Source organism: Bacillus sp. FSL M8-0077, assembly GCF_038050255.1.
GTDB classification, from domain to species: Bacteria; Bacillota; Bacilli; order Bacillales; family Bacillaceae; genus Bacillus; species Bacillus altitudinis.
The window spans coordinates 847,516-869,951 of the sequence record NZ_JBBPAF010000001.1 but is presented as its reverse complement, the minus strand read 5'-3'; the positions used below and the strand labels follow the sequence as shown (position 1 = coordinate 869,951).

Annotated in this window: 26 protein-coding genes; 10 read left to right on the top strand and 16 right to left on the bottom strand. The window is 40.9% G+C overall.

All coding sequences use genetic code 11. The annotated features are described in order from the left end of the window. Positions 1–6: 6 nt before the first annotated feature. The 5 genes from NST57_RS04290 to NST57_RS04270 form a co-directional block, all read right to left on the bottom strand. A complete protein-coding gene (locus NST57_RS04290) occupies positions 7–834 on the bottom strand; it encodes a MerR family transcriptional regulator (protein ID WP_341298125.1) in 828 nt (275 codons plus the stop codon). A gap of 133 nt (positions 835–967) precedes the next feature. Beyond that, positions 968–1,486, bottom strand: coding sequence for a hypothetical protein (locus tag NST57_RS04285; protein ID WP_341298124.1), 519 nt, complete (start codon positions 1,484–1,486; stop codon positions 968–970). A 26-nt stretch (positions 1,487–1,512) separates the two neighbouring features. Next, on the bottom strand, positions 1,513–1,923 hold the full coding sequence (locus NST57_RS04280; protein WP_341298123.1) for a DUF6508 domain-containing protein: 411 nt from the start codon (positions 1,921–1,923) through the stop codon (positions 1,513–1,515). 322 nt (positions 1,924–2,245) lie between these two features. Next, positions 2,246–2,551 (bottom strand): hypothetical protein, encoded by a 306-nt coding sequence (locus NST57_RS04275; RefSeq protein WP_341298122.1) that lies wholly within the window; start codon positions 2,549–2,551, stop codon positions 2,246–2,248. A 12-nt stretch (positions 2,552–2,563) separates the two neighbouring features. Beyond that, the gene (locus NST57_RS04270; RefSeq protein ID WP_341299184.1) at positions 2,564–3,979 is read right to left on the bottom strand and encodes a lipase; all 1,416 of its coding nucleotides are present in this window, start codon (positions 3,977–3,979) and stop codon (positions 2,564–2,566) included. A 50-nt stretch (positions 3,980–4,029) separates the two neighbouring features. On the opposite strand from NST57_RS04270, the gene NST57_RS04265 reads away from it, so the two are divergent. After that, entirely contained in the window at positions 4,030–4,392 is a 363-nt protein-coding gene (locus NST57_RS04265) for a DUF1433 domain-containing protein (protein ID WP_142154438.1), read from the top strand. Between the two features lie 277 nt (positions 4,393–4,669). Here NST57_RS04265 and rlmD read toward each other — a convergent pair whose 3' ends face one another. Both rlmD and NST57_RS04255 read right to left on the bottom strand, forming a co-directional pair. Next, complete coding sequence (gene rlmD / locus NST57_RS04260) at positions 4,670–6,055, bottom strand: 23S rRNA (uracil(1939)-C(5))-methyltransferase RlmD (protein WP_445818780.1); 1,386 nt, start codon at positions 6,053–6,055, stop codon at positions 4,670–4,672. Between the two features lie 102 nt (positions 6,056–6,157). Then, positions 6,158–7,027: a DNA-3-methyladenine glycosylase family protein gene (locus tag NST57_RS04255; RefSeq protein WP_341298121.1), complete on the bottom strand. Its 870-nt coding sequence runs from the start codon at positions 7,025–7,027 to the stop codon at positions 6,158–6,160. Positions 7,028–7,460: 433 nt separating this feature from the next. Here NST57_RS04255 and NST57_RS04250 point away from each other — a divergent pair, with 433 nt between their 5' ends. The 3 genes from NST57_RS04250 (at position 7,461) to NST57_RS04240 (ending at position 9,586) form a co-directional block, all read left to right on the top strand. Further along, complete coding sequence (locus tag NST57_RS04250) at positions 7,461–7,967, top strand: stress protein (protein ID WP_142154435.1); 507 nt, start codon at positions 7,461–7,463, stop codon at positions 7,965–7,967. A 131-nt stretch (positions 7,968–8,098) separates the two neighbouring features. After that, entirely contained in the window at positions 8,099–9,058 is a 960-nt protein-coding gene (gene corA, locus NST57_RS04245) for a magnesium/cobalt transporter CorA (RefSeq protein WP_007496624.1), read from the top strand. Between the two features lie 33 nt (positions 9,059–9,091). Next, a complete protein-coding gene (locus NST57_RS04240) occupies positions 9,092–9,586 on the top strand; it encodes a DUF2716 domain-containing protein (RefSeq protein ID WP_142154432.1) in 495 nt (164 codons plus the stop codon). Between the two features lie 234 nt (positions 9,587–9,820). Here NST57_RS04240 and pdaA read toward each other — a convergent pair whose 3' ends face one another. Then, complete coding sequence (gene pdaA / locus NST57_RS04235) at positions 9,821–10,612, bottom strand: delta-lactam-biosynthetic de-N-acetylase (protein ID WP_039168013.1); 792 nt, start codon at positions 10,610–10,612, stop codon at positions 9,821–9,823. Between the two features lie 102 nt (positions 10,613–10,714). Continuing rightward, positions 10,715–10,906 (bottom strand): SE1561 family protein, encoded by a 192-nt coding sequence (locus NST57_RS04230; protein ID WP_003218031.1) that lies wholly within the window; start codon positions 10,904–10,906, stop codon positions 10,715–10,717. A 147-nt stretch (positions 10,907–11,053) separates the two neighbouring features. On the opposite strand from NST57_RS04230, the gene yfkAB reads away from it, so the two are divergent. The 3 genes from yfkAB (at position 11,054) to NST57_RS04215 (ending at position 14,021) form a co-directional block, all read left to right on the top strand. After that, the gene (yfkAB, locus tag NST57_RS04225; RefSeq protein ID WP_341298120.1) at positions 11,054–12,175 is read left to right on the top strand and encodes a radical SAM/CxCxxxxC motif protein YfkAB; all 1,122 of its coding nucleotides are present in this window, start codon (positions 11,054–11,056) and stop codon (positions 12,173–12,175) included. 7 nt (positions 12,176–12,182) lie between these two features. After that, positions 12,183–13,019 carry a mechanosensitive ion channel family protein gene (locus NST57_RS04220; protein WP_341298119.1) on the top strand — a complete coding sequence of 279 codons (837 nt, stop codon included), beginning with the start codon at positions 12,183–12,185 and terminating at the stop codon, positions 13,017–13,019. A 282-nt stretch (positions 13,020–13,301) separates the two neighbouring features. Further along, positions 13,302–14,021, top strand: a complete 720-nt coding sequence (locus NST57_RS04215) for a YebC/PmpR family DNA-binding transcriptional regulator (protein ID WP_341298118.1) — start codon at positions 13,302–13,304, stop codon at positions 14,019–14,021. Positions 14,022–14,395: 374 nt separating this feature from the next. Here the strand turns inward: NST57_RS04215 and NST57_RS04210 are convergent, their stop codons facing one another. The 3 genes from NST57_RS04210 to NST57_RS04200 form a co-directional block, all read right to left on the bottom strand. Continuing rightward, positions 14,396–15,178, bottom strand: coding sequence for a YfkD famly protein (locus tag NST57_RS04210; protein WP_017366830.1), 783 nt, complete (start codon positions 15,176–15,178; stop codon positions 14,396–14,398). A gap of 67 nt (positions 15,179–15,245) precedes the next feature. Next, on the bottom strand, positions 15,246–16,313 hold the full coding sequence (gene cax, locus NST57_RS04205) for a calcium/proton exchanger (RefSeq protein ID WP_017366829.1): 1,068 nt from the start codon (positions 16,311–16,313) through the stop codon (positions 15,246–15,248). Between the two features lie 65 nt (positions 16,314–16,378). Continuing rightward, the gene (locus NST57_RS04200) at positions 16,379–16,756 is read right to left on the bottom strand and encodes an OsmC family protein (RefSeq protein ID WP_341298117.1); all 378 of its coding nucleotides are present in this window, start codon (positions 16,754–16,756) and stop codon (positions 16,379–16,381) included. Positions 16,757–16,831: 75 nt separating this feature from the next. On the opposite strand from NST57_RS04200, the gene NST57_RS04195 reads away from it, so the two are divergent. Next, positions 16,832–18,013: an MFS transporter gene (locus NST57_RS04195; protein ID WP_142154420.1), complete on the top strand. Its 1,182-nt coding sequence runs from the start codon at positions 16,832–16,834 to the stop codon at positions 18,011–18,013. Positions 18,014–18,219: 206 nt separating this feature from the next. Here NST57_RS04195 and NST57_RS04190 read toward each other — a convergent pair whose 3' ends face one another. From NST57_RS04190 to NST57_RS04180, 3 genes are read right to left on the bottom strand one after another with little or no spacing between them, the layout of a single operon-like run. After that, entirely contained in the window at positions 18,220–19,038 is an 819-nt protein-coding gene (locus tag NST57_RS04190) for a YihY/virulence factor BrkB family protein (RefSeq protein WP_060832167.1), read from the bottom strand. A gap of 18 nt (positions 19,039–19,056) precedes the next feature. Next, the gene (locus NST57_RS04185) at positions 19,057–19,389 is read right to left on the bottom strand and encodes a hypothetical protein (protein ID WP_142154415.1); all 333 of its coding nucleotides are present in this window, start codon (positions 19,387–19,389) and stop codon (positions 19,057–19,059) included. Positions 19,390–19,409: 20 nt separating this feature from the next. Further along, positions 19,410–19,880 carry a low molecular weight protein-tyrosine-phosphatase gene (locus NST57_RS04180; protein WP_341298116.1) on the bottom strand — a complete coding sequence of 157 codons (471 nt, stop codon included), beginning with the start codon at positions 19,878–19,880 and terminating at the stop codon, positions 19,410–19,412. Between the two features lie 174 nt (positions 19,881–20,054). On the opposite strand from NST57_RS04180, the gene NST57_RS04175 reads away from it, so the two are divergent. Together NST57_RS04175 and NST57_RS04170 are read left to right on the top strand one after the other, a co-directional pair. After that, entirely contained in the window at positions 20,055–21,410 is a 1,356-nt protein-coding gene (locus NST57_RS04175) for an alanine/glycine:cation symporter family protein (protein WP_144667976.1), read from the top strand. Between the two features lie 75 nt (positions 21,411–21,485). Then, entirely contained in the window at positions 21,486–21,701 is a 216-nt protein-coding gene (locus tag NST57_RS04170; protein ID WP_008341757.1) for a DUF1128 domain-containing protein, read from the top strand. A gap of 107 nt (positions 21,702–21,808) precedes the next feature. On the opposite strand, the gene NST57_RS04165 is transcribed toward NST57_RS04170, so the two are convergent. Next, positions 21,809–22,327 (bottom strand): type 1 glutamine amidotransferase domain-containing protein, encoded by a 519-nt coding sequence (locus NST57_RS04165; protein WP_007496591.1) that lies wholly within the window; start codon positions 22,325–22,327, stop codon positions 21,809–21,811. Positions 22,328–22,436 lie beyond the last annotated feature (109 nt).

The window sequence follows — 22,436 nt, the reverse complement described above, 5'->3', positions numbered from 1 at the left end:
CCATGTTTACGATTTGATTTCATTTTTAATAGGAATTTGAATTTCAATGAGTCTGCCTTCTTCATTTTCTGACAATGGGTAATAGATTTCTCGGCCCGGCTGATCTTCTTTCACGCAGTATCCGTTATGTTCGATCCATGTCGCTAGGTCAACACAAGCAGTTTGTGCGGATGGAGAATGTGAATGAAATAAGAGTGTCGCCATGGTGTCTTCTGCAGGTAACGTGCGAATTGTCATTCCCTGAGGAAGCGAGCACCTTAACGATTTGACGGAATACCCCACCTCAAATTCGAACTCACTTTCTTTATCCAGTGATTCTCTCCATAGCACCACTTGTGGTCCCGAGATCGATTCTTGTTGATGTTTATGTAATAAATGATGAAACATTTGAAAGAATGAAGGGATTTCTTCAACAGTTCCGTTGGATTGAAAAGACATGATGCATTTGCTTTCAACCGATTTGATGATGACCTCCTGTTCTTTTTCAACACACCCCTCTCGTTTGATGAGATGCATCCGTTCCTTAATTCGTGCTAACTTTTGTTGTTCTCTTTCGATCAATTGCTGGATCTCACTCTCTTTCAAGAGAAACATGCCCTGAATTTGCTCTACCGAAATATCTTCACGAAGAAGCTGCCCCATTTGTTTTAACGTAAAGCCTAATTCCTTATAGAGAAAAATTCGATTGACCTCAAGCAGCTGCTCAGCTGAGTAATAACGGTATCCCGAATCTTGATCGATCTGTTTAGGTTTTAATAAATCGATCTGGTCATAGTACCTTAAGGTTTTGACAGGGACTTTACTTAACATAGAAAAATCGCCAATCTTGAACATCCTGATCTCCTCCGATTTGTTGATCTGATCACAGTATAAACCTTTCAGTTAAGGGGAAAGTCAACATGAAGTTGATTAAATTTTTCAAAAGCACGAAAAAACCTAGATTTCTCTAAAATCTAGGTTTTTCTCATTATCCTACTATTTTTTCTAACAATCCCATCTCTTCAACAATCTTTATATCTTCCATAAATCGTTGCAAACTTACTTTATGCTCTTTCTTTTGTAAATCTGTTGAATAACCTAAGCATAGATTAAAAATACAATCTAACCTTTGTCCGACTCCACTATAAAAATAATTCGTCAATATTCCATTATTTTCACTTGCAAGAACCACAACTGTAGCGATCTCTAATACATATTCTATATCTTCTATAGAAATCGTTCGATCCTTTTTCTTAGCAGTCATGAATTCATGACTATGAATAGAACGATTCCTACCTTCAAGTAAATTGAGTATAGACCTTTTATAGATGACATACACACTGTGAATATGATGTTTATCAGGACAATAGGGATCTTGTAAAATGAATTTTATACGTTCATCTTCTTTTTCAACTTTTATTGCATCAAGATCATATAATAAAATATGATCAATTTCTTCTATTTTCATAGGAGGAAACCTGTGGGCTACATCTGTTTTGTTTTTCATTTGATCACCCCGAAATCTAGTCTCTCTTACTCCAAACGTTCCAATCTTTCAAGCCACTTAACAATAGTTCCGTTTGTAAAGAAATCGAGTATGACACCATCGCAAAATCGTTCAGCTCTCAGAACCCCCATGATAAGAGCAAGCACACACTGCGCATTTACATTTGAGATGTCCACATTCTCCATATCGTTCGTTCCACCCTCAATACCATTTTCTTTGAGAATTTCATTGTAGCGGGTAAGCTCCATTTCTTGATGTTGTTCTGCAAAGGTATAGACATCCTCAATAAAACGTCGGACCGTTTCGGAATAATTCACATAGGGCATCTGAATGGGGTGTTCCGCTGTTCCGTCATTTTCTTTATCTATTACCCATTCACCAATATCATCGCCTTGAAGCATAGGGATATAGTTTGTTAAGATGTTAAATTGACTCAATTTCATCCTCCACCTTTCCATGAATTAAAAATTCTTTGATCGATCTCTCTGAATAAGTTAATAAACAAATCCGTGATGATCCTACAAACTAGAAGCCAGTATTCAAATCACGAACCATTTTTATTCATTTCACTTTTTACACTCGTACCATCGATACCACTGTCTTCACATACACGGTATTAATCATCTTGCTCGTCAACGTTTATGTGTCATATTAAATAATAAGCTGATACCAGCTGTGAATAAAGCGTCAAGGAATTTATAAGACGATTCTCAAATAAAAAAACACCTCTGTCACATCGTTGCGAAGAGGTTATGTTCACTATTTTATCTTTATACTTCTTAGAAAGGCACTTCTGTTCTCTGTTGCATTTGTCAGCATCGTCGCATTTTCATTGAGCCTTTGTACCAATGCATCCTTAGCTTTTCCTTCAAATGAAGAGAGTAAAGCAACATACACTTCAGCTACAACCTGTTGTGCTGAAGAAAAGTCTGACGCATGTTTTGTGTCTTCTTTTAGATGCTGACAATGCGTTTTTAAACTTGAACCTACAATTTTTTTTAATTCCTCATTCTGTTGTAATCGTCTGTAAAACTCATCTGCATCCATATTAACTCCATATGGCAATTGAAATCCCCCTTACAACCGTAACCATCTTGCTAATTCATTATCCTTATCTTTTAAATCCTCCGCCATTTTCACAATAAACTCACTAATATCCTCTAAATCTCTAATCAAATAATGTAGAGAAGCCTCAGTTTGATACTGTTCTTCTGAGTCATAAAATGCTGCTCCATCATTCACAAAAGGGGCGTGAAACAATATAGCTTTTTCAACGTCACTTGGATCTAGATCCTTGAATTCTCCTAACCTCTTTCCACAAATAGATTTTACGTCATACACCATTTTGCTGTGATCATGAGGGAATTGTTCAATTGCTTGTTTTTTTGTTTTTAAGTCTTCGATAGCTGCCTGTAATCGATGAGCTAATTCTTTTGCATATTTGGCATCCACTTTGATGGTTTGTCCATTCATACCTGAATAAGATGAGAACGATTCGATATTCCGGTTATAAACACCTTCGCTTCCATCCACACTTTTGATATGACCATTCTTATCAAATGTAAAGTTCGACTCATTTAAACTATGAGTATCCGGATCTTTTGCGAATGCTTGGCCATAGAAGGAAGTAATCAAATTTCCTAAAACCCCAGGAACACCAAGCGGTGACACAAACCGATCTATACGTTCTCTTCGTGATTGACTAGGATCTTTCGTATAAATTGTCGTTCCGTTGTGCCTGTCATATTCTAACAACCAACCTGCCCCCACCATATCATCGGGATTAATGATGGCTTTATGATACAAATCAAATTCGCCGTTTCTGATTTTCTTCTGAGTTTCTTCATCATGCAGTTTAACAATGGAAGGGTTGTTAAAGGCTACACTGTAAACATGATTGTTTACACCAGCGTATTCTGCATCTGCCCCTCCAAGTGAGTGACCCGTTGTTGAAATCACTGTATTAGTGCCAGCATACTTTTTCACTTCATTGGCGACGAGCTTATCACCTTGATCAAATTGAGATGTCTTAGTGACAATTTTGTATTCTCCACTTTTCAACAACATGGCTTGTTCCATACTACCGTTATACTTGGTAATCGCTTTAGAGTTTTCAGGTGCCTCTTTTTTCATGATGTATTTGACTTTCTTTTTCGGATCTTGACCCATTACCACGTTGCCGCCATCTGCACTTATCACGTCAGCTTTGATTTGTTCTTGATTTGTTCCTTGAAAACCTACGACAACATTCTCAGGTTCTTTTGGTTTAACCCATTTACCATCTTTTTTCTTGGCTTGGACAAATACGTAAACATCTAGGCCTGTGTCAGGGTCTTTTTTGATTTTGTCTACATAAAAAGCTTTTTTTGAATCATTTACAAGTGGTGTCTTATTCTCATAGGCTTTTCTCATTTTCTTTTCACTATATGTATTTTGGCTCAGAGAAAAATAATCTTTATCTGTTAAATTAGGTATGTCGGTCTTTGTATTCATGTACAATGCCCCTTCTCTCATGTAAAATCTAAGATAGAAAGGATGGTTTTATGAAAAAATACATAATTATCCTTGTGACTTTGGTTATTATAACACTTGGAGGGATATTTATGAAGGAACAACTCGACAAAAAAACAGCTGCCCAAGAAGCTAAAAAAGAAGAATTGTATTCCTTGGCTAAGAAAAGAATGACTGACTTTATTAAAACAAACTATAATGATATTAAACGAATTGATTATACTGATGATTATGAGATAAACCCAATGGGCGGTATTGAAATTAATGGTTATCTCAATGAAAATAAGAAAAAAGAAATATGGGGAATCTATGATAAAGGCAATGACGAAGTCATATCTTTCACTGTAGATGCTAAAGAAAAACCTGAGTGCGAAGATAAAGTATGCGAGTATTAAAAAGAGGATAAATCATCGAATAAACAAAAACGTCCCCTCGAAATTTCAAGGGGACTATTTGTTTACTTCAAGAAGGCTTCGAGCTGCGCCTTTTTCTTTGGTTTTGGACCAGAGATACCATCTGCGACAAGACCATGCATATATATTCACATAAAACTTCCATTGATAAAACATGATTGGTGATATTTATGCTCACTTAACAGAAAAAAATTTGGTGATTACATCATATTAGAAGGTTAAATGATCATAATGGCCTTTCGCGGTTCTTTGCCCACTATTATTTAAGGGCTAAAGACACCACACACTCCACATGCGCCGTATGCGGAAACATATCCACTGGCTGCATGTATTCGATCTTGTAGTCTTTTGACATGTATTCGAGGTCTTTTGCTAGTGTAGATGGGTTGCAAGAGACGTAGACAAAGCGTTTGGGTTTGACTTGTTTGACGGTGTCTAAGAAAGTGCGTTCGCAGCCTGTTCTTGGCGGGTCAACGACGATGACGTCAGGACGGAAGCCTTCTTTGACCCATTTTGGCAACCAGTGTTCGGCTGTGCCTGTCACATAGGTCGCGTTTTTCATGCCGTGTTTTTTGGCATTTTTCTTCGCGTCATCAATTGATTCTTTGATGACATCCATACCTCTTACTTCTTTTGCGCCATCTGAGAGCCACATACCAATCGTACCGACACCGCAATACGCATCGACTACTTTTTCTTTGCCAGTCAGTTTGGCTGCTTTTTTCGCTTCGTCGTAAAGCTTTAGCGTCTGCTTCGGATTCAATTGGAAGAATGCACGTGCACTTAGTTCAAAGGAGACGTCTCCTAAAAATTCTTGGATGACCATGTTGCCAGCTAGGTGCGATGTTTTATGCCCAAAGATGACTGACGTTTTTTCGCCATTGATATTGTGCATAATAGACGTCACTTCTGGCAGACGTTTTTGAATGGCTTCGGCGATTTCTTTTTTCTTTGGAAACTCAGGCTTTGATGTGACAAGGACGACTTGTACTTCACCTGTTTCAAAGCCGACACGCACAACAATCGAGCGCACGTCGCCTTTTCTTGTCCGCTCGTTGTAGACAGATACGCCGAATTTCTCTAAAATTTTGCGGACGACACCTGTTGTTTTGTTCGTTTTCGGATGCTGGACGATACATTCCTTGATCGGAACAAGTTTATGGGAATTCAGCCCATAAAGCCCTGCGATGATGTCGCCACTATGTGATCTTCCGACTTGGAACTGACTTTTATTCCGGTAGTGCCATGGATCTTCCATACCGATTGTTGGTCTAATGTCGATCTTTTCAACCGACAGCTTTGTATGACGCTCCATTGATTGAATGACAATATCGCGTTTTTCCTTTAACTGCTGCTCGTATGCCAAATGCTGAAGCTGACAGCCCCCGCACTCTTCGTATACTGGGCACGGCGGTTTCACTCGATGTTCTGAGCGCTTGCGGACTTTCCTCACCGTACCTTCTGCATATTTCGCTTGAACATTCGTTGCTTCAACTACTACTTCCTCACCTGGAAGTGCACCTGGGACAAAGACCACTTGCTTTTTAAAATAACCGACCCCTTCCCCATTAATGCCAAGGCGTTTAATGGTAAGCGGGAACTGCTGTCCCTTTTGCAGAAGGGCTCCTTGCTGTTTTTCTTTCACGTTTATTCTCTCCGTTCTATTTAAACCTTTATCGGTTGTCCTCATTTTATTCCATCTGATTAGTATATCACGACTTGGACGAAGAGAGAAAATGCCTTTCAATTATTTGTCTGTCTCAATACTTCTCCATAAATAAAGAGAGGCGTAGCTTAAATACGGCGCCCACTCCTTGCTTAAAATTGCCATCTCTTCTTTTGTCGGCTTTTCAGGCAGGTCAAAGTGACGTTTGATCGCATTTTGAATCCCGATATCTGCCATTGGAAAGAGATTTGGTCTTCCAAGTCCATTCATGAGGACATTTTGAACCGTCCAAGGTCCAATCCCTCTAATCGGAAGCAGATGTTCTTCAATTTCAATATCCGTTAAGTCGTGTAATTCTTCTAAATCCAGAGAGTCGCTCACTATTCGCTTTGAGACATCAATCACATATTCCGCTTTTCGCTGACTGAATTGCAGTTTTCTCAAATCGTCGGTTGCAAGTGATGCAATGGTTTCCGGTAAAGGGTCAAACCAGACGCCGTCTATTTGCTCGCCATACGTGTGGACAAACCGTTTTGTCAGCTCATAAGCAAACGCAAGATTGAGCTGTTGATGAATGATGCATTTCATTAAGCAATGATATAGATGGAAATCTAGCATAAGTGGTGTTCCGATATGACGTTCAAAAATGGTCGCAAGATTTGTTTGAGCAAAATGGTCATGCACGACATGCAGTTGATGCTCCATGCCAAAAATCCGCTTCACCTCAGAAAGGATGGCTTCCTCCGGTCCGTTAGCCTGTACCCGGAACGAAGGTGCTTCTTTTGTTCCTGTCGCTTGAACGACTGCAACGTACGGTTGATGATCTAGCCTCATCGGTACTTTGATTTCTCTTTTATCCAGATCGACCGCTTTTAATGGATCGCTCGACAAACGTCTCAGCACTTGATCGAAGTGATAGGGTGGTTCAACCAATAGGTGTTTTTCCCACATGTTTTTCCTCTTCCTTTCTGCAAACACACGCAGATGTGATTGTTTCATTTTGCATGAATGATTCTCTATATTGAATACTTTTAAATATAAAGAGTACAAGAATTTATCAGTTATATCTTCCTTATTTATGGTCATTCTCCTGTTAGATAGATGAACATTTTTAGTCGATTTCAGCTAAAATGCGACAGCAGTCTTCAACATTTTAGGATCATTTTCCTTAAATTAGAAATAGAACCTATGGGTGATATCTTCTATTTCAAAAATATTTGTATAATTATGACATATCAAGGAGGTGAACAAAGGAATTAGCGGATTAGGCAATCATTTGTTTCATCTTGCAGGAACATATTTACCTCATTGATAACCGGCTTCACCTAGTTTCACGTTTTACTAAAAGAAGACCCAAAATTTAAAAACAAAGGAGATCCGACCAATGAAAAAAACAATTCTTTCTGTTGCCCTTGCCACTGCTGTTTCTTCGACACTACCAGTATTCGCTGACGCTGCTGAGCAAAAAACTGCTCCAGTTTCAACAACTATTCAGCAAACTGTGTTAAACAAAGCTGCTGAAGGTAAAGCAACGACAAATGCGACAAATGTTAACATTAACTTTGACGTTCTTGGAATTGCCAATGCATTAATTAACGCTGCAAACGCTAACACAAACCGTGAAGGCTTTGTCAAAGGATTAATGGAGTCTGCTTTCTATGCTGCTGGCGCAAAATACAATGTCATGGTCTTTAACTTAAGCCAAGGTTATGAGACTCGTTTCAACGGTGTTAAAACGTTTGCTACTGTAAAATACGGAGGCATTACGTTCGGAGTCTGGGTATTTGAAAGTGGATCTTTCACAAACAAAGGTGATGGCGGCTACATCAACTGGGCATTTAGAGGCTGGTTCGACCGTAACGGTGGTTTCGTCAACTTCCGTCGTCCTTAATTCTCGCTTTATCCATCAATCATACACGCACATTGGACCGATCTCAGCGATGAGATCGGCTTTTTTATGGTGAAAACGTATAAGTTCACCGCTGCTGCTTCATGATATAATGCAAGTCTGGAGGGGTGCACATGCTGAAAAAACTTGCAGTGACAAAAAACGGCGACTTGATTGAACATGCAACATTACAGCAGCTTTCAAGCCCCGATATTGCCTGGTATTGGATTGATTTTTATGCGCCAACGGAAAAGGAAGCAGCACTGTTAAAGGAATTTTTTCAGTTCCATCCGCTTGCGATTGAAGATTGCTTCCATTATTTACAACGGCCAAAGCTTGATTTTTATGAAGGGTATTTATTTTTCGTCCTTCATGCCCTCAATCAAAAAACACTTCGATCTGAAGAAGTCGACCTGTTTGTTGGAGAAAACTATATCGTTACTTTTCATTTGAAGGAAGCACCCTACATTGATCGAGTCATTCGAAAGCTCAAGGGGTCTGATAAAGCACGCGAGAGCGGTCCAGAGCATATGGCTTATATGCTGATTGACCAGCTCGTCGATGATTATTTTCCTATTATTTATCAAATTGAGGACAGGCTCAATGAAATCGAGGATGAAGAAGGGCATAAAACGTATGGTACATTAATGAACGAAGTATTCGGTATTCGATCCGATTTGCTCAAACTGCGCAGAACCATTATCCCGATGAGGGACCTCTTATATCGAATTGTGAACACGAATATGATGAAAAGCGATGCAAACCGGCAAGCATATTTTAATGATATTTATGATCATCTATTGAAACTAACAGAAATCGTTGAGTCAAACCGTGATATGACAGCCGATTTACGAGACAGCTATCAAACACTAAATTCCAATCGAATGAATGCCATCATGATGACACTGACCATTGTCTCGACGATTTTTATTCCACTGACCTTTATTGTTGGGGTGTATGGTATGAACTTTGATAACATGCCTGAATTACACTGGAAATATGGCTATTTTGGCGTACTGATTTTCATGGGTTTGCTTGTTTCAGGGATGCTTTTGTGGTTTAAACATAAAGGATGGTTTAGGATTTTTAAATAGTTTTTTGAGAGAAGTGCTTGAAAGGGAGATACTATGGAAAACTGGATTCCACTGACAGACAAAGAACTAAAATACGCATGGAAGACATTTAATCAAGAGTTTAAATTTAAACCAAGCATCTCACGCTTTCCCGGTTTTCAAGCACCATCTCCTTACATCACATATGATATCTCTGCTTATTTCGAGGACCCTTCTCTCCTAAGTGCGGATGAAGACCTTGAAAAGAAGGTACTGCTGTCTTTTCAGGAGAATATCACCGGAACCGGCGAATATATGCTGGTACTTGATTGGCAGCACGAATGCTATTGGATCACACCATACGGCTCATTTGAAAAAGATGAATTTGGAGAATGGACAGTGCCTGTGCTCCCAAATGGGGATTATTATTTCTTTTTATCAAAAGAGATGCATTGGGGTTTGCTAGGACATCCTTGGGAGCAAAGCATCACGATTTTCGGTGAGGGCTTGATTGACTCCTTTACTCGTCATCGTCCCCTTTTGTTCCAGCGTAAAATAAGAGAAGGATAAGTCAAAAAGCTTGCAGATGTCTGCAAGCTTCGGATTGTTGACAAAGGGCTAAAATGAACTTGATTTTAGCCCTTTGTCTTCTTTTCAGCGTGATAGAAAACCTTTGCAGCCCTAGGAAGGACGAGTACTGGCGCGGAGCGAATTTGACATTCGTGAGCACCAGCACGCAGGACTGACAAAGAATGCGAGGGTTTGGCTACACGCTGAAGCCTGCAGATGTCTGCAAGCTTTTTTCTATAGCTGAGGGAGATGCCATACTTTTTCAAGCATGAGATCGTCTAAGCTTTTAAAGGTATATCCTTGTTTTTTTAAAGCAGTGATGGCATCATCAAGTGCCTCGGCATTGTCCCTTGAGACGGTATGAAGTAAGTAAATGGCACCCGGATGCGCCTGTTTCATCATTTGATTGTACGCATACTGTTTTCCTTTTTGATGGTGGATGTGCCAATCTACAAACGCTACTGACCAGAAAACGGTTTGGTAGCCAAGCTGTTTCGTTTCCTTTAGTACCCTTTCACTGAATACCCCGCGCGGTGGACGAAGGTAGAGGTTATCTTGTTTTCCTGTGATTTTGTATACCGCTTCATTGACACGATCCAGTTCTTCTTTGATTTCTTTCGTGCTCTTTGTTGTTAAATCTGGATGGTGATAGGAATGGTTGCCAATAATATGACCTTCCTCTGCCATACGTTTGACGAGCTTGGGCTGGTCCTTTACAAAGTGCCCAGTCACAAAAAAGGTGCCTGGTACTTGATGTTTTTTCAGCACGTCCAAGATTTTGGGTGTGTACCCATTTTCATAGCCATTGTCGAATGTAAAATAAATCTCTTTCTTTTTCGTATTTCCTAAATAGAAAGCATCATATTTCTTTAAGAGTGTCGTCAGTTCCTTGCCGGCATCTGCTGGCTTGTGCTCTTTGCTTTTAGCAAATCCCCAATGAATAGGCTGATTAGACACGGCTTCTAAGTTTGAAAAAGGCATCGATACAAAAAGCGCACATAGACAGATCAGTATGCATTTTTTCATTTACGTCACTTCCCGGTTTTTCTTCTATTGTGCAGAATATACCGGGTACTCATACACTTTTTGACCTGCCAATTTAAAGAAAAAAGCCCGCATCAGCGCGAGCTATTCTTCCTTCCAATCGGTTTTAAACCGTTCATATTTCGCTTCTAGGTCGTCAATCATCTGGATCAGTCTGTCTATATCCTCAACGTCTGTGGATTCAGGATCTAATGAATCAATCACATTCATAAACATATCTAATCGGTTCTTTAAATAATCAACCTGCTGCTCTTTGCTGTCTGCTGCCTTGCCCATAGATACACTCCCTTTAGCATTTGTTTATAGCTTATCTTTTTTTCCTTTGTAAATCAATTGTGTCCCCTCTTGCGTATAACGGTGATGGGGCTTAAAATTAACTGTTGGCGGGTCTATGTTTGCCCGAATGAAAAGGAGATAGATACCATGAACCAAAAAACAGCACTTCGTCCGATTACACCTGCATTCGACCCTTGGGAAGCCTATCTCGATGTGCAGGATTACGGAGAAATGAAGCTGACAAATATTGAATTGACGACAACGACGTTGTGTAACATGAGATGTGAGCACTGTGCGGTTGGCTATACTTTGCAGACAAAAGATCCGAATGCACTTCCACTCGATTTACTGCTTCGCCGTTTAGATGAAGTACCGCTCTTGCGTTCCCTTAGCATTACAGGCGGAGAGCCGATGCTGTCTCTGAAATCTGTACGGGAATATGTCGTTCCTTTATTAAAGTATGCCCATGAACGCGGCGTCCGTACCCAAATTAATTCGAATTTAACGCTTGATTTGGCTCGATATGAAGAAATTATTCCATACTTGGATGTCCTACACATTTCACATAACTGGGGGACGGTCGAAGAGTTTGCTACGGTTGGTTTTGCAATGATGGACCGAAAGCCAACCTTTGAGCAGCGCGAAAAATTGTTTAACCGCATGATCGAGAATAGTCAGGCACTTGTGAAAGCGGGTGTAACAGTATCCGCTGAAACGATGCTGAATAAGCGTACGCTTCCTTATATTGAACACATCCATCGTCAAATCGTGGACGAGATGAAATGCCAGCGCCACGAAGTTCACCCGATGTATCCAAGTGATTTTGCCAGCGCCCTTGAATCATTGTCACTTCCACAAATGCGGGATGCGATTCATCAGCTGCTCGATGTTCGTGATGAGAACACATGGATGCTGTTTGGCACATTGCCATTTTATTCATGCAGCACAGATGAAGAAGACCAGCGCCTCTTGACTCGATTGCGTCAAGCGAAAAATGTGACAGTACGTAATGACCCTGATGGCCGTTCACGGTTGAATGTGAATATTTTTGATGGGAATATTATTGTGACAGACTTTGGCGATACACCGCCATTAGGAAATATTGAAACCGATACGTTGCAATCAGCCTATACACGCTGGATGAACACAAAATTGGCAAAAGAACTGAATTGTCATTGCTCAAGTGTGCAATGCCTTGGTCCGAATGTTCTTGTGAAAAACAGTTATTATCAAGATGTTGATTTTACTTCTCGTACAGTCAGGGGGTAACCGATAGATGGACGAAACATTTCTGACAGTGGTCAAGAACAAATACATTGAAATTCTCCTTGTTGGACTCATTCTTTGGCTTGCCGTCTTTATGATCAACAAAGCGCTTCAGATTTTCTTTAAACGCACTGAATTCATTGAAGATAAAAAGAAAAAAACGATTGAGAGCTTGGTCAAATCGGTTTCAAAGTATACAGCTTCCATATGTTTTGTCTTATATGTGATTTCTTTATTCTTTCATGACTTTGGGAAGATTCTTGCGGGGGCTGGTGTGGCTGGAATTGTCATTGGTTTTGGTGCTCAGACCTTGATTCGTGACATTTTAGCTGGCATCTTCCTCATTTATGAACGGCAGATTCATAAAGGTGACTATGTGACGGTCAATAATCTTTTTAACGGAACCATTGAAGAAATTGGTCTCAGGTCTCTGCAAATTAGAGAATGGAGCGGCAAGCTGTTAACCATTTCAAACGGAGACATTCGTCAAATCCAAAACTACAATATGCACTACATGCGTATCACAGAGTCAGTCTTAATCAGCGCAAACCAAAATCCTGACATTGCTTTCGAGGCGTTAGAAACAGCATGTGATCAGTTAAATCAAACGCATCATGATTTACTGAAAAAAGATGAATTCCATAACGCCATTGAACCCTTTCAGGTTCATGGCATTATGGGACTGAATAAGTTGAATCGCGGGATTGAGATCACTGTAAAAGGAATGGTCGAGGACGAAAAATATTTTGAAGCCGCCCTCGCTGTGCGAAAAGAAATGATCACACAACTTCATCAGCATGATGTGAAATTGCTTGAGGATATCGTCTATCCACAGCCTACAAAATAACCTCATTTGTGATGGGGTTATTTTTTTGATTACTTTTTGTTAATAAGTGAATTATCATGCATGTGGTTCACAGGATTATTCGGTGTGAAGAGCTGACTAGACCCCATGAGAAAGAGAAGACGCTTAAACAAGCTCGGACACTTCAACTAAGAAATTCTTTTCATTTCAGCCCTCTTACTTCTATCCTCTTGACTGATTCATGTATAATAGAAAGCAGATTGATTTCATGCAGCATGGGGACCCTCATACTGTGTATTTACTAAGTGAAAGAGAGTGAATAAGATGGGTCGTAAGTGGAACAACATTAAAGAAAAAAAAGCATCAAAGGATGCCAGTACAAGTCGTATTTACGCAAAATTCGGGCGTGAAATCTATGTGGCTGCCAAACAAGGTGAGCCAAACCCAGAATCAAACCAAGCACTTCGTTTTGTCCTAGAACGTGCAAAAACATATAGTGTCCCAAAACACATTGTAGATCGTGCGATTGAAAAAGCCAAAGGCGGTGCAGAAGAGAACTTCGATGAGCTGCGTTACGAAGGATTTGGTCCAAACGGATCTATGGTGATCGTTGATGCCCTGACCAATAACGTCAACCGCACAGCGTCTGATGTTCGTGCAGCATTTGGGAAAAACGGCGGAAATATGGGCGTCAGTGGATCTGTTGCTTACATGTTTGACCAAACAGCGGTGATCGGTGTCGAGGGGAAAAGTGAAGAAGAAACGCTTGAACTTTTAATGGAAGCAGACATTGATGTACGTGACATTATGGAAGAAGATGATACGGTGATCGTCTACGCTGAACCAGATCAATTCCATCAAGTTCAAGAAGCGTTCAAACAGGCAGGCGTAGAAGAATTTACTGTCGCTGAAATCACAATGCTGCCTCAAAACGAAGTGACATTAGATGATGAATCGAAAGCACAATTTGAAAAACTCATCGATGTATTAGAAGAGCTTGAAGACGTGCAGCAAGTTTATCATAATGTGGATTTAGGGGAATAATCAGCTAAGCCATCGTAGTTGTTGGATTCATTCAACTTCTGCGTTGGCTTTTTTATTTTCTTGGTAAGGTTTACGTTCTACTCAAGACCATGTAATATGAAGAAAGAGTCGTTTCCACAAATAACCAAGGGGTTGAGTTTCATTTTTAAAACATGGTGGTTTTCGTATTCTGGCTTTATGATCCTCCCTTATATTGGCCTATGCTTTATTTTCAACAATTTGACGATATTCACTAAAATCATTTTCTTTTTTTTCATTATATGGTATTTATATAACGCCTTTGATTTTTACATTCATGAAATGAAAAAGAAAAAAGATAGGACATCTTAATCAAAAAACAGTCATCTCCCCTTGGTAAGAGGAGATGACTGTTTTTAATTCATCCCTTGAAACCCAAACGTCAGGTGATCCTGAACAGGAATCCAAGCGCCGATTCCTTGTGAGGTCACATTTTTCACGACAAGTTTGCGTTTATTTCCCTTGAGCACAAGATACACTTCTCCGTAAGTAACCTTTCCTTTTTCGTTAATGGCTGGAGCGTATGCATGCAGGGTTGCTGCTTTTTTCGGAGATACGTGGTAGGACTGATCTCGCTTTGTTCCTGCACCAATCACTGTGTCGAAGGCGAGCGGAAGTTTTGTTTTTTGGATGGCTTTTTGCATCATCAATGTTTTCACATCTTCTGGGTTTGGTACTTTTGCTGTGAGCCCTCCACTTACTTTTACTTGTTGCTTTTGCACATATTTGCCGATGGCTGTTTTGTTTCCGCCTCTATTATCAATGTGATTCGTGTTCACTTTTTTGTATTCCCAATTGGCGACGGTTTCGTTTGAATCATAGCTGAGTGCCCATCTTCCAAGAAAAATCGTTGCCCTGTAGCCAACTGCTAGCGGTGTACCTGAGATACTGGATTCATTCAGCATTTTAATCAAATGTGTATTTTCAATTGGTACACTTGTTGTTTTAAATAATTCGGCCGTCAGCTCGCTCGGCTGGAGCAGCGGTTGATCCTGTGACGCATTTGGATACGTATTTTCCTTTGAGATACTGGCGACAGACGATGGCACCTTAAACGGCTTTGCTGCCTCGGCTGGAAAGCTGTATAGAAAACTTAAGGATAAGAGAACAACAAACATGATGCGGGGCATCTTTTTCATATCATCACTCTTTCTCATTCATTTTTCCATAGTATTTTCCCGAAAGACGTCCCTTATCCACAAAAGATTATAAAAGGAAAAATCCAATCGCCATAATGAAATAGGCAGCGAGCAATGTTGCACCTTCAAACCAGTTCGTATCCCCATCATTTGAGAGGATGACCGTCAGTAAAACAGAGGATGCCATGGCAATGAGCTCTGGTAATGAGAAGATCAGTGGCATTTGCTTTTCAAAAAACAGAGAGCTGATCACAAGGATCGGTGCGACCATCATGGCGACTTGAAGCGTGGAACCGAAAGCAATTTCCACTGCGACATCCATTTTGTTTTTATACGCCATAATCACAGCAGAAGCGTGTTCTGCTGCATTACCAACAATCGCAACAATAATGACTCCGATAAAAAGCTCGCTCCATCCAAACTGTTCTCCGACTGTGTCAAATGTATGGACGAGCCGCTCCGAAATATACGCCACAGCAATTGTCGCAAGGAGCAAAATCGCCGTCGCAAACTTCCCAGACCATTCTGGTGTTTCTTCTTCCGTCGCTGCTTCCCCTTCTGCGATTTCTTGCTTGGCAACATAAACACCCCGGTGGCTCACCAGTTTGAAATAGAGTGCTGCGACATAAAGCAAAATCATCACAATGCTAATGCCAATACTTAAAACAAATTGACGATCTTCTGCCATTCCCATAGAAAAGACTTCTGGAATGACAAATGCGACAATAATTGCAAACATGAGCAGCCCAGAGTTATGCCTTGCATCGTGGACATTGAACTCTTGACGTTTAAATTTCAATCCACCAACGAAAAAAGACAGCCCAGCCACGAGCAGTAAATTCCCGATCACCGAGCCAGTTAGTGAAGCAAGAACAATGGCGGTAAGCCCTTGTTTTAATGCAAAAAATGAAATGATTAATTCCACTGCATTTCCAAAAGTAGCGTTTAACAGCCCGCCAATTCTTGGCCCTGCTATAATGGCAAGGCTCTCTGTCGCTCTTCCCATAAAACTTGCAAGCCCGATGATGGCGATACAATAGACAGCGAACATGACAGCTTGCGGAAAATGAAGAAAACTGCCAATCACAGATAATGGAACACCGATTGCGACAATCACAAGAAACAAACGATTCATACAGCCATTCTCCTTTACATCATGTCTGACTGTTATTCTTTCGTGAGTCCCCGCATCATATACATTTAAATTTGTTCGTGTGAAAGGGTGATGTCGATTGTTCCTTTCACGGATTGCACCATGGAACAATGCTTCAACGCAAGTTTCATTACTTTTTCCAGCTGTTCATCAGAGGTGTTGATGCTTTCAAAAATCATATGCAAATGAACACGAGTGATTTTGTTTACAGTTCCTTCTCTTGTCGTATTAGGTATGATGGTCAGTCCTTGATAGGATATTCGTTTTTTCTGGCATACATGAATGACCATTTCTCCAAAACAGCCCGCAATGGCTGAGGTGAACAATTGAGATGGTCTGTATCCCGTTTCTTCATTTCCTGAAATATGTAGCTGCCTTTGATCAGCATTTGCGATCCACCGATCATTTTCGTATATCAGCTTCATTCCTTTTCCACCTTTCTATTGAAACCCCTATGGTTCCATTGTACGATGAAAATATGAACTTGTAAGGAGCTTCTTATGTCGAGAATTCATTTTATGATTTTAATTTTACTTGTATCTGTATCTGGTTTTTCGCAGGGAGCGTTACTGCCTGTCATTTCGATTATTTTTGAACATGCCGGTACTTCTCCTACGTTAAACGGACTGCATGCCACCGGTTTATATCTCGGCGTGCTGCTAGCATCTCCATTTATGGAAGCGCCGCTTCGCCGGTTTGGGTTTAAGCCATTAATTGTCATTGGAGGCGCCGCTGTCTTTTTAAGCTTGTTCAGCTTTGTGTTTTTTGAATCTTATGTTGTCTGGTTCTTCCTGCGGCTCATGATCGGGATTGGTGATCATATGCTGCATTTCTCTACACAGACGTGGGTGACCTATGCGTCGTCATCGAGAAATCGCGGGCGAAATATTTCATTGTATGGGTTATCGTTTGGACTTGGTTTTGCCGCTGGACCTTTTTTAACACCACTCATCGAAATTAACCCATCTTTACCTTTCATTGTTTCTGGTGCAGTTAGTTTGTGTATTTGGCTGCTTGTGTTTGTGTTAAAAAATGCACATCCAGATACAGGTGAAATGCAGACGTCAGAGCAGACAAATAGTTTGAAGCGCTTCAAAAAAGCTTTTCAATTTGGCTGGGTAGCGTTTATGATGCCATTCTGCTACGGCTTTTTAGAAACGACACTCAATAGTAACTTCCCTGTGTACGCACTAAGGAGCGGGGTGACGATAGATGCTGTTGCATTTATTTTACCTGCGTTTGCAATTGGGAGTATTGTTTTTCAGCTTCCCCTTGGGATGCTGAGCGACCGGTTCGGCAGACGCCGCATGATTTTAGTCGTGACACTCGTCGGTTCATTCTTTTTCCTTTTAGCAGGGATTTTCATTCAGTCCGTTTTGGCTGTTGCGATCTGTTTCTTTATGGCCGGGATGGCTGTAGGTTCGACCTTCTCACTTGGCATCAGTTATATGACCGACTTATTGCCAAAGCATCTGCTGCCTGCTGGGAATTTGATGTGCGGGATGGCGTTTAGTGCTGGGAGTATACTCGGTCCAGTTCTTGGCGGATTCTTTGTGCAGACGTTTGAGGGCATGAATTTACTCTACCTTGTCAGCATTGTGATTTTATTTGTGTTTTGTTGTGTTCGATTTGGGCGTACACAGTCAGTGGTCGACACTCCAAACGAATCCATTTCTCATTAAAAACTCCCCTGCACCTATGCAGAGGAGTTTTTTCATCTAGTGATACCCATTTTGCCCATTCGCACTTCCGCTTGTTTTGTGCTTTGGCTGATGGCCTTTGTTTTGTTTAGTGTTGCTTCCGCCTTTTTTCGATTGTTTAGACATTCGGTATTCCCCCATCCATAAGATTGAACAAGTTCGTTCTTCTTTAGGATGCCCGGTTTTCTTTACAGCTTGCCTGGTACGATTTTACGCTTATGTAAAAGCGCATTGAGTTCGCCGCCGAGGATGATCATAATGCCGGTTAAATAAAACCAGATCATTAATATAATAATTCCCCCAATGCTTCCGTACATCGCACTATAGTTAGCAAATTCGCCTACGTAAAATGAGAACAGCATGCTGACGAGAATCCAGCCAACAGATGCAAATATGGCGCCTGGCAGCACAAATTTCAATTTCAGCCTGATGTTAGGGGCAAAATAATATAGGGATGTAAAAACAATCAGTAAAATCAGTGGACTAATAATCCATCTCATGGCTGTCCAAATGGTGAGAAACGCATCTGACTGCCCTACTAATTTGGCAACGAATAAGCCAAGCTCTTTTCCAAAGACAGGCAGCATTAAGGCAAAAATAATCGTAAGCACCATCGCAATGGTTAAGATGATCGATGTTAAACGTACGAGAATGAAGGAACGATTTTCCTCAACTTCGTAAGCGTGGTTAAATGCTCTGACAACCGCATTAATGCCGTTGGATGCAGACCAGAGGGCGGCAATAATCCCGAATGACAACAATCCGCCGTTACGGTTATTCAGCGTCTCTTCGGCAATGGATTCAATCATCGAAAGCGCTCCCTCTGGCGCATAACCAGAAATGACGCTTAGAACATCCTTTGATGTCAGCGGCAAATAACCAACAAGCGTCAGCACGAAGATGAGAAACGGAAATAATGAAAGCAAAAAGAAATACGCAAGTTCAGCTGATTTTGCCGGTCCTTCATGCAGCAAAAAGCGTCCAATTAACGCTTTAACAAAACCCATACGCCTCATCTCCAATGATCAATCTTTCTGTTTCTTTTGAAAGTGATCCTTTGTTTCTTCAATAATCTCTAATACCTTTGGTGTTGTTTCCTTTAACTGATTCACCTGTTCATTCAGAAAAGACAAATCATCTGAGACCGTTCTCATCAATTGCTTCGTTTCTTCCATTTTTTCCTTCACACAAGCAGACATCTTGCCAGGCTCGAGGCGGTATTCATCCAGCTTTTGCTGGCAGTCATTCCATTTTTCTTTCAGTGCAGTTCTTGTTGGACGATGAAATAATGTCAGCAATATGCCGCAGGCTGCGCCTATAACAGCTCCCCGAAGCACGATTTGATTGTTCTCTTCCATCTCATCTGATCTCCTTTCAGTTAAAGGTGTTTCTCTTTTTTTACATACGTCAAAAAACGATCAATTCCTGTTTCAATTAAATCATGTACTTCCTCAAAGTTCCCAGTGTAATAAGGATCTGGCACATCGTCTCGATCGTCGTCTTCTACAAAGTCAAGAAGACGGCCAATAAAGTGATGTTTTCCATAGCCAGCTAAACTGCGGAGGGCGCCTACATTTTCAGCATCCATCGCAATGATATAGTCATATGTGGTGATATCCTTATCCATGATTTGTCTTGCAGTCATTCCTTCATAGCTGATGCCCTTTTCATCAAGCAGCTTTCGTGTTCCTTCATGCGGGGGACTGCCTTGATGCCAGCCGCCAATGCCTGCTGAATCAATCACAAATTGTTCACTCAGCCCTTCGTCTTCGACTCGTTTTCTAAACATCGCCTCTGCCATCGGTGACCTGCAAATATTGCCGAGACATACAAATAATACATGAATCATCCTTCATTCTCCTCCTATCTTTTCCCTATTAATCCCTTTGGAAAACCTTATCTCTATCATAGCAAGCCCTTTTTCTTTTGGAAACTTTGCAAGAAAAACTCCCATCGGCATTGACAAATTACACAAAAACAGGAGAAACTTTAGGAGAATTACACAAACAAAGGGGGACATTAGATGGGAATCATTGAGCAATTTGTCACGACGATGAACAATTTTTTGTGGGGGCCTCCCCTGTTGATTTTAATTGTTGGTACTGGAATCTACCTCACCTTTCGCGTTCTCTTCATTCAAATTAGATTACTTCCTTATTCTTTAAAGCTCGCTTTTTCAAAACAAGACAAAACATCAGAGGGAGATATCTCTCATTTCCAAGCATTAATGACGGCTCTTGCTGCAACTGTCGGTACAGGGAATATCGTCGGTGTTGCCTCAGCTGTCATTGCAGGTGGTCCTGGTGCAGTATTTTGGATGTGGTTTGCTGCATTTTTCGGGATGGCCACCAAGTTTGCAGAAGCTGTTCTTGCTGTAAAATACAGGGTCAAAAACGAAAAAGGCGAAATGTCTGGCGGACCTATGTATTATTTAGAGCATGGCTTAAAACAGAAATGGCTAGGGGTGCTATTTGCTGTTTTCGGTGCCAGTGCTGCCTTTGGGATCGGCAACCTGGTACAGTCTAATTCCATCTCAGGCGTCATGAATTCTACTTTTCAAATTCCAACATGGGTAACAGGTATCATCATTACCGCCTTTACGGCACTCGTGATTTTAGGCGGAATTAAAAGTATCGGCCGAGTGACATCTATTTTTGTACCAGTCATGGCTTTATTTTACGTCATTTGCGGGCTAATCATTCTTGTCATGAATGCTGATCTTGTTCCTGGCGCAGTCAGTCTTATTTTCTCAGATGCCTTTACAGGTCAAGCTGTAGCAGGTGGTGCAATTGGAACTGTCATTCGCTGGGGTGTCGCACGAGGAGTCTTTTCCAATGAAGCTGGTCTTGGATCAGCACCAATTGCTGCTGCAGCTGCGAAAACGGATATGCCTGCCCGTCAAGCTCTCGTCTCTATGACGCAAGTGTTTATTGACACCATCATTGTTTGTTCTATCACTGGCATTACGATTGTCATGGCAGATATGTATTTAACAGTGAAAAGTGATGCACTGACTTCGTTATCCTTTGCTCACTTCCTCGGTCCAGCTGGCTCAACCATCGTGGCAATCGGGCTGCTCCTGTTTGCCTATTCAACCATCATTGGCTGGTCCTATTATGGAGAGAAATGCTTTACATATTTGGCGAAGGATTCGTATGTTATGTATTATCGCATCGTGTTTGTGATTGCTGTCTTTTTCGGTGCCGTGTTTAAGAATGACTTCGTATGGGGCGTAGCAGATATGCTCAATGGGCTGATGGCCATTCCAAACTTAATTGGCCTCATCGGTTTATCAGGTGTTGTGGTGTTTGAATCCAAACGAATCATTGATAAGATCAAAGAGGAGAAAAAGGAAAAAAACATTTCAGTGTCGTCATAATAGCCCTTTTATTCTTTTGCTTTTCTGTTAAAATAGACATATTATTCGACACATGCAGGAAAGGACGTGCCGCCCTTGTCACAGCAAAAAGCGGCTGAAGTCAATCAGCTGATTGAAGACATCTCGCAAAAGCTAAATATGCTGAATATTGGAGTCATCAAAGCCGAAGACTTCAGTCCAGATAAGTATGAAGATATTGAATTTCTTCACCAAATGGTGATGAAAAAATCTTCATTCAGTCCAAGTGAAATGCAAGCCATTGCAAGCGAGCTGAAAAGCTTAAGAAAATAATCGTGCACTGGAAACTAGATTGCGGTTTACGCCGCTTTCTTCCATCCATGCACAGAAAAAGCCAGCACCTCATAAGGTGCTGGCTTTGTTTATCCTTTCAAAACTATTTATTTTGCGAGCAGTTTTAATGATTCACGGTTAAATGCTGGAATGTCATCAGGTGTACGGCTTGTGACAAGCTGATCCTGACAAACGACGACTTCTTCATCTTTGAATTTGGCGCCTGCGTTTTCCATATCTACTTGAATGGATGTATAGCCGGTTGCACCTCTTCCTTCCAGCGTTTTTGCTGTAATGAGCAATTGCGGTCCGTGACAGATCGCAAATACTGGTTTTTTCTCATCCATAAAGGCTTTAGTGAATTGGACGTAACGGTCATCTGCACGCAGAATGTCTGGTGAGAAGCCGCCAGGAATCAGAAGTGCATCGAAGTCTTCTGGTTTCACGTTATCGATAGACGCATCGACTCTTACTTCTGCCTCTCCTTGCTTTCCTTTCACTGTTTTTCCTTTTTCGTTTTCAATCACTGTGATCTCATGGCCTGCGTCTTTAAAGGCTTTTGCAGGCTCGGTGAATTCAACATCCTCAAAGTAATCTGTTAAGACAACTGCAATTTTCTTACCCATGTAGAAACCCTCCTGCTTGATTATCGTTTACACTACACACTATACCCCGGCATGTTGAAATCAAACATCCTATCCCTATGAGAAAACCCCCTTTCAGAAAAATAAGTAT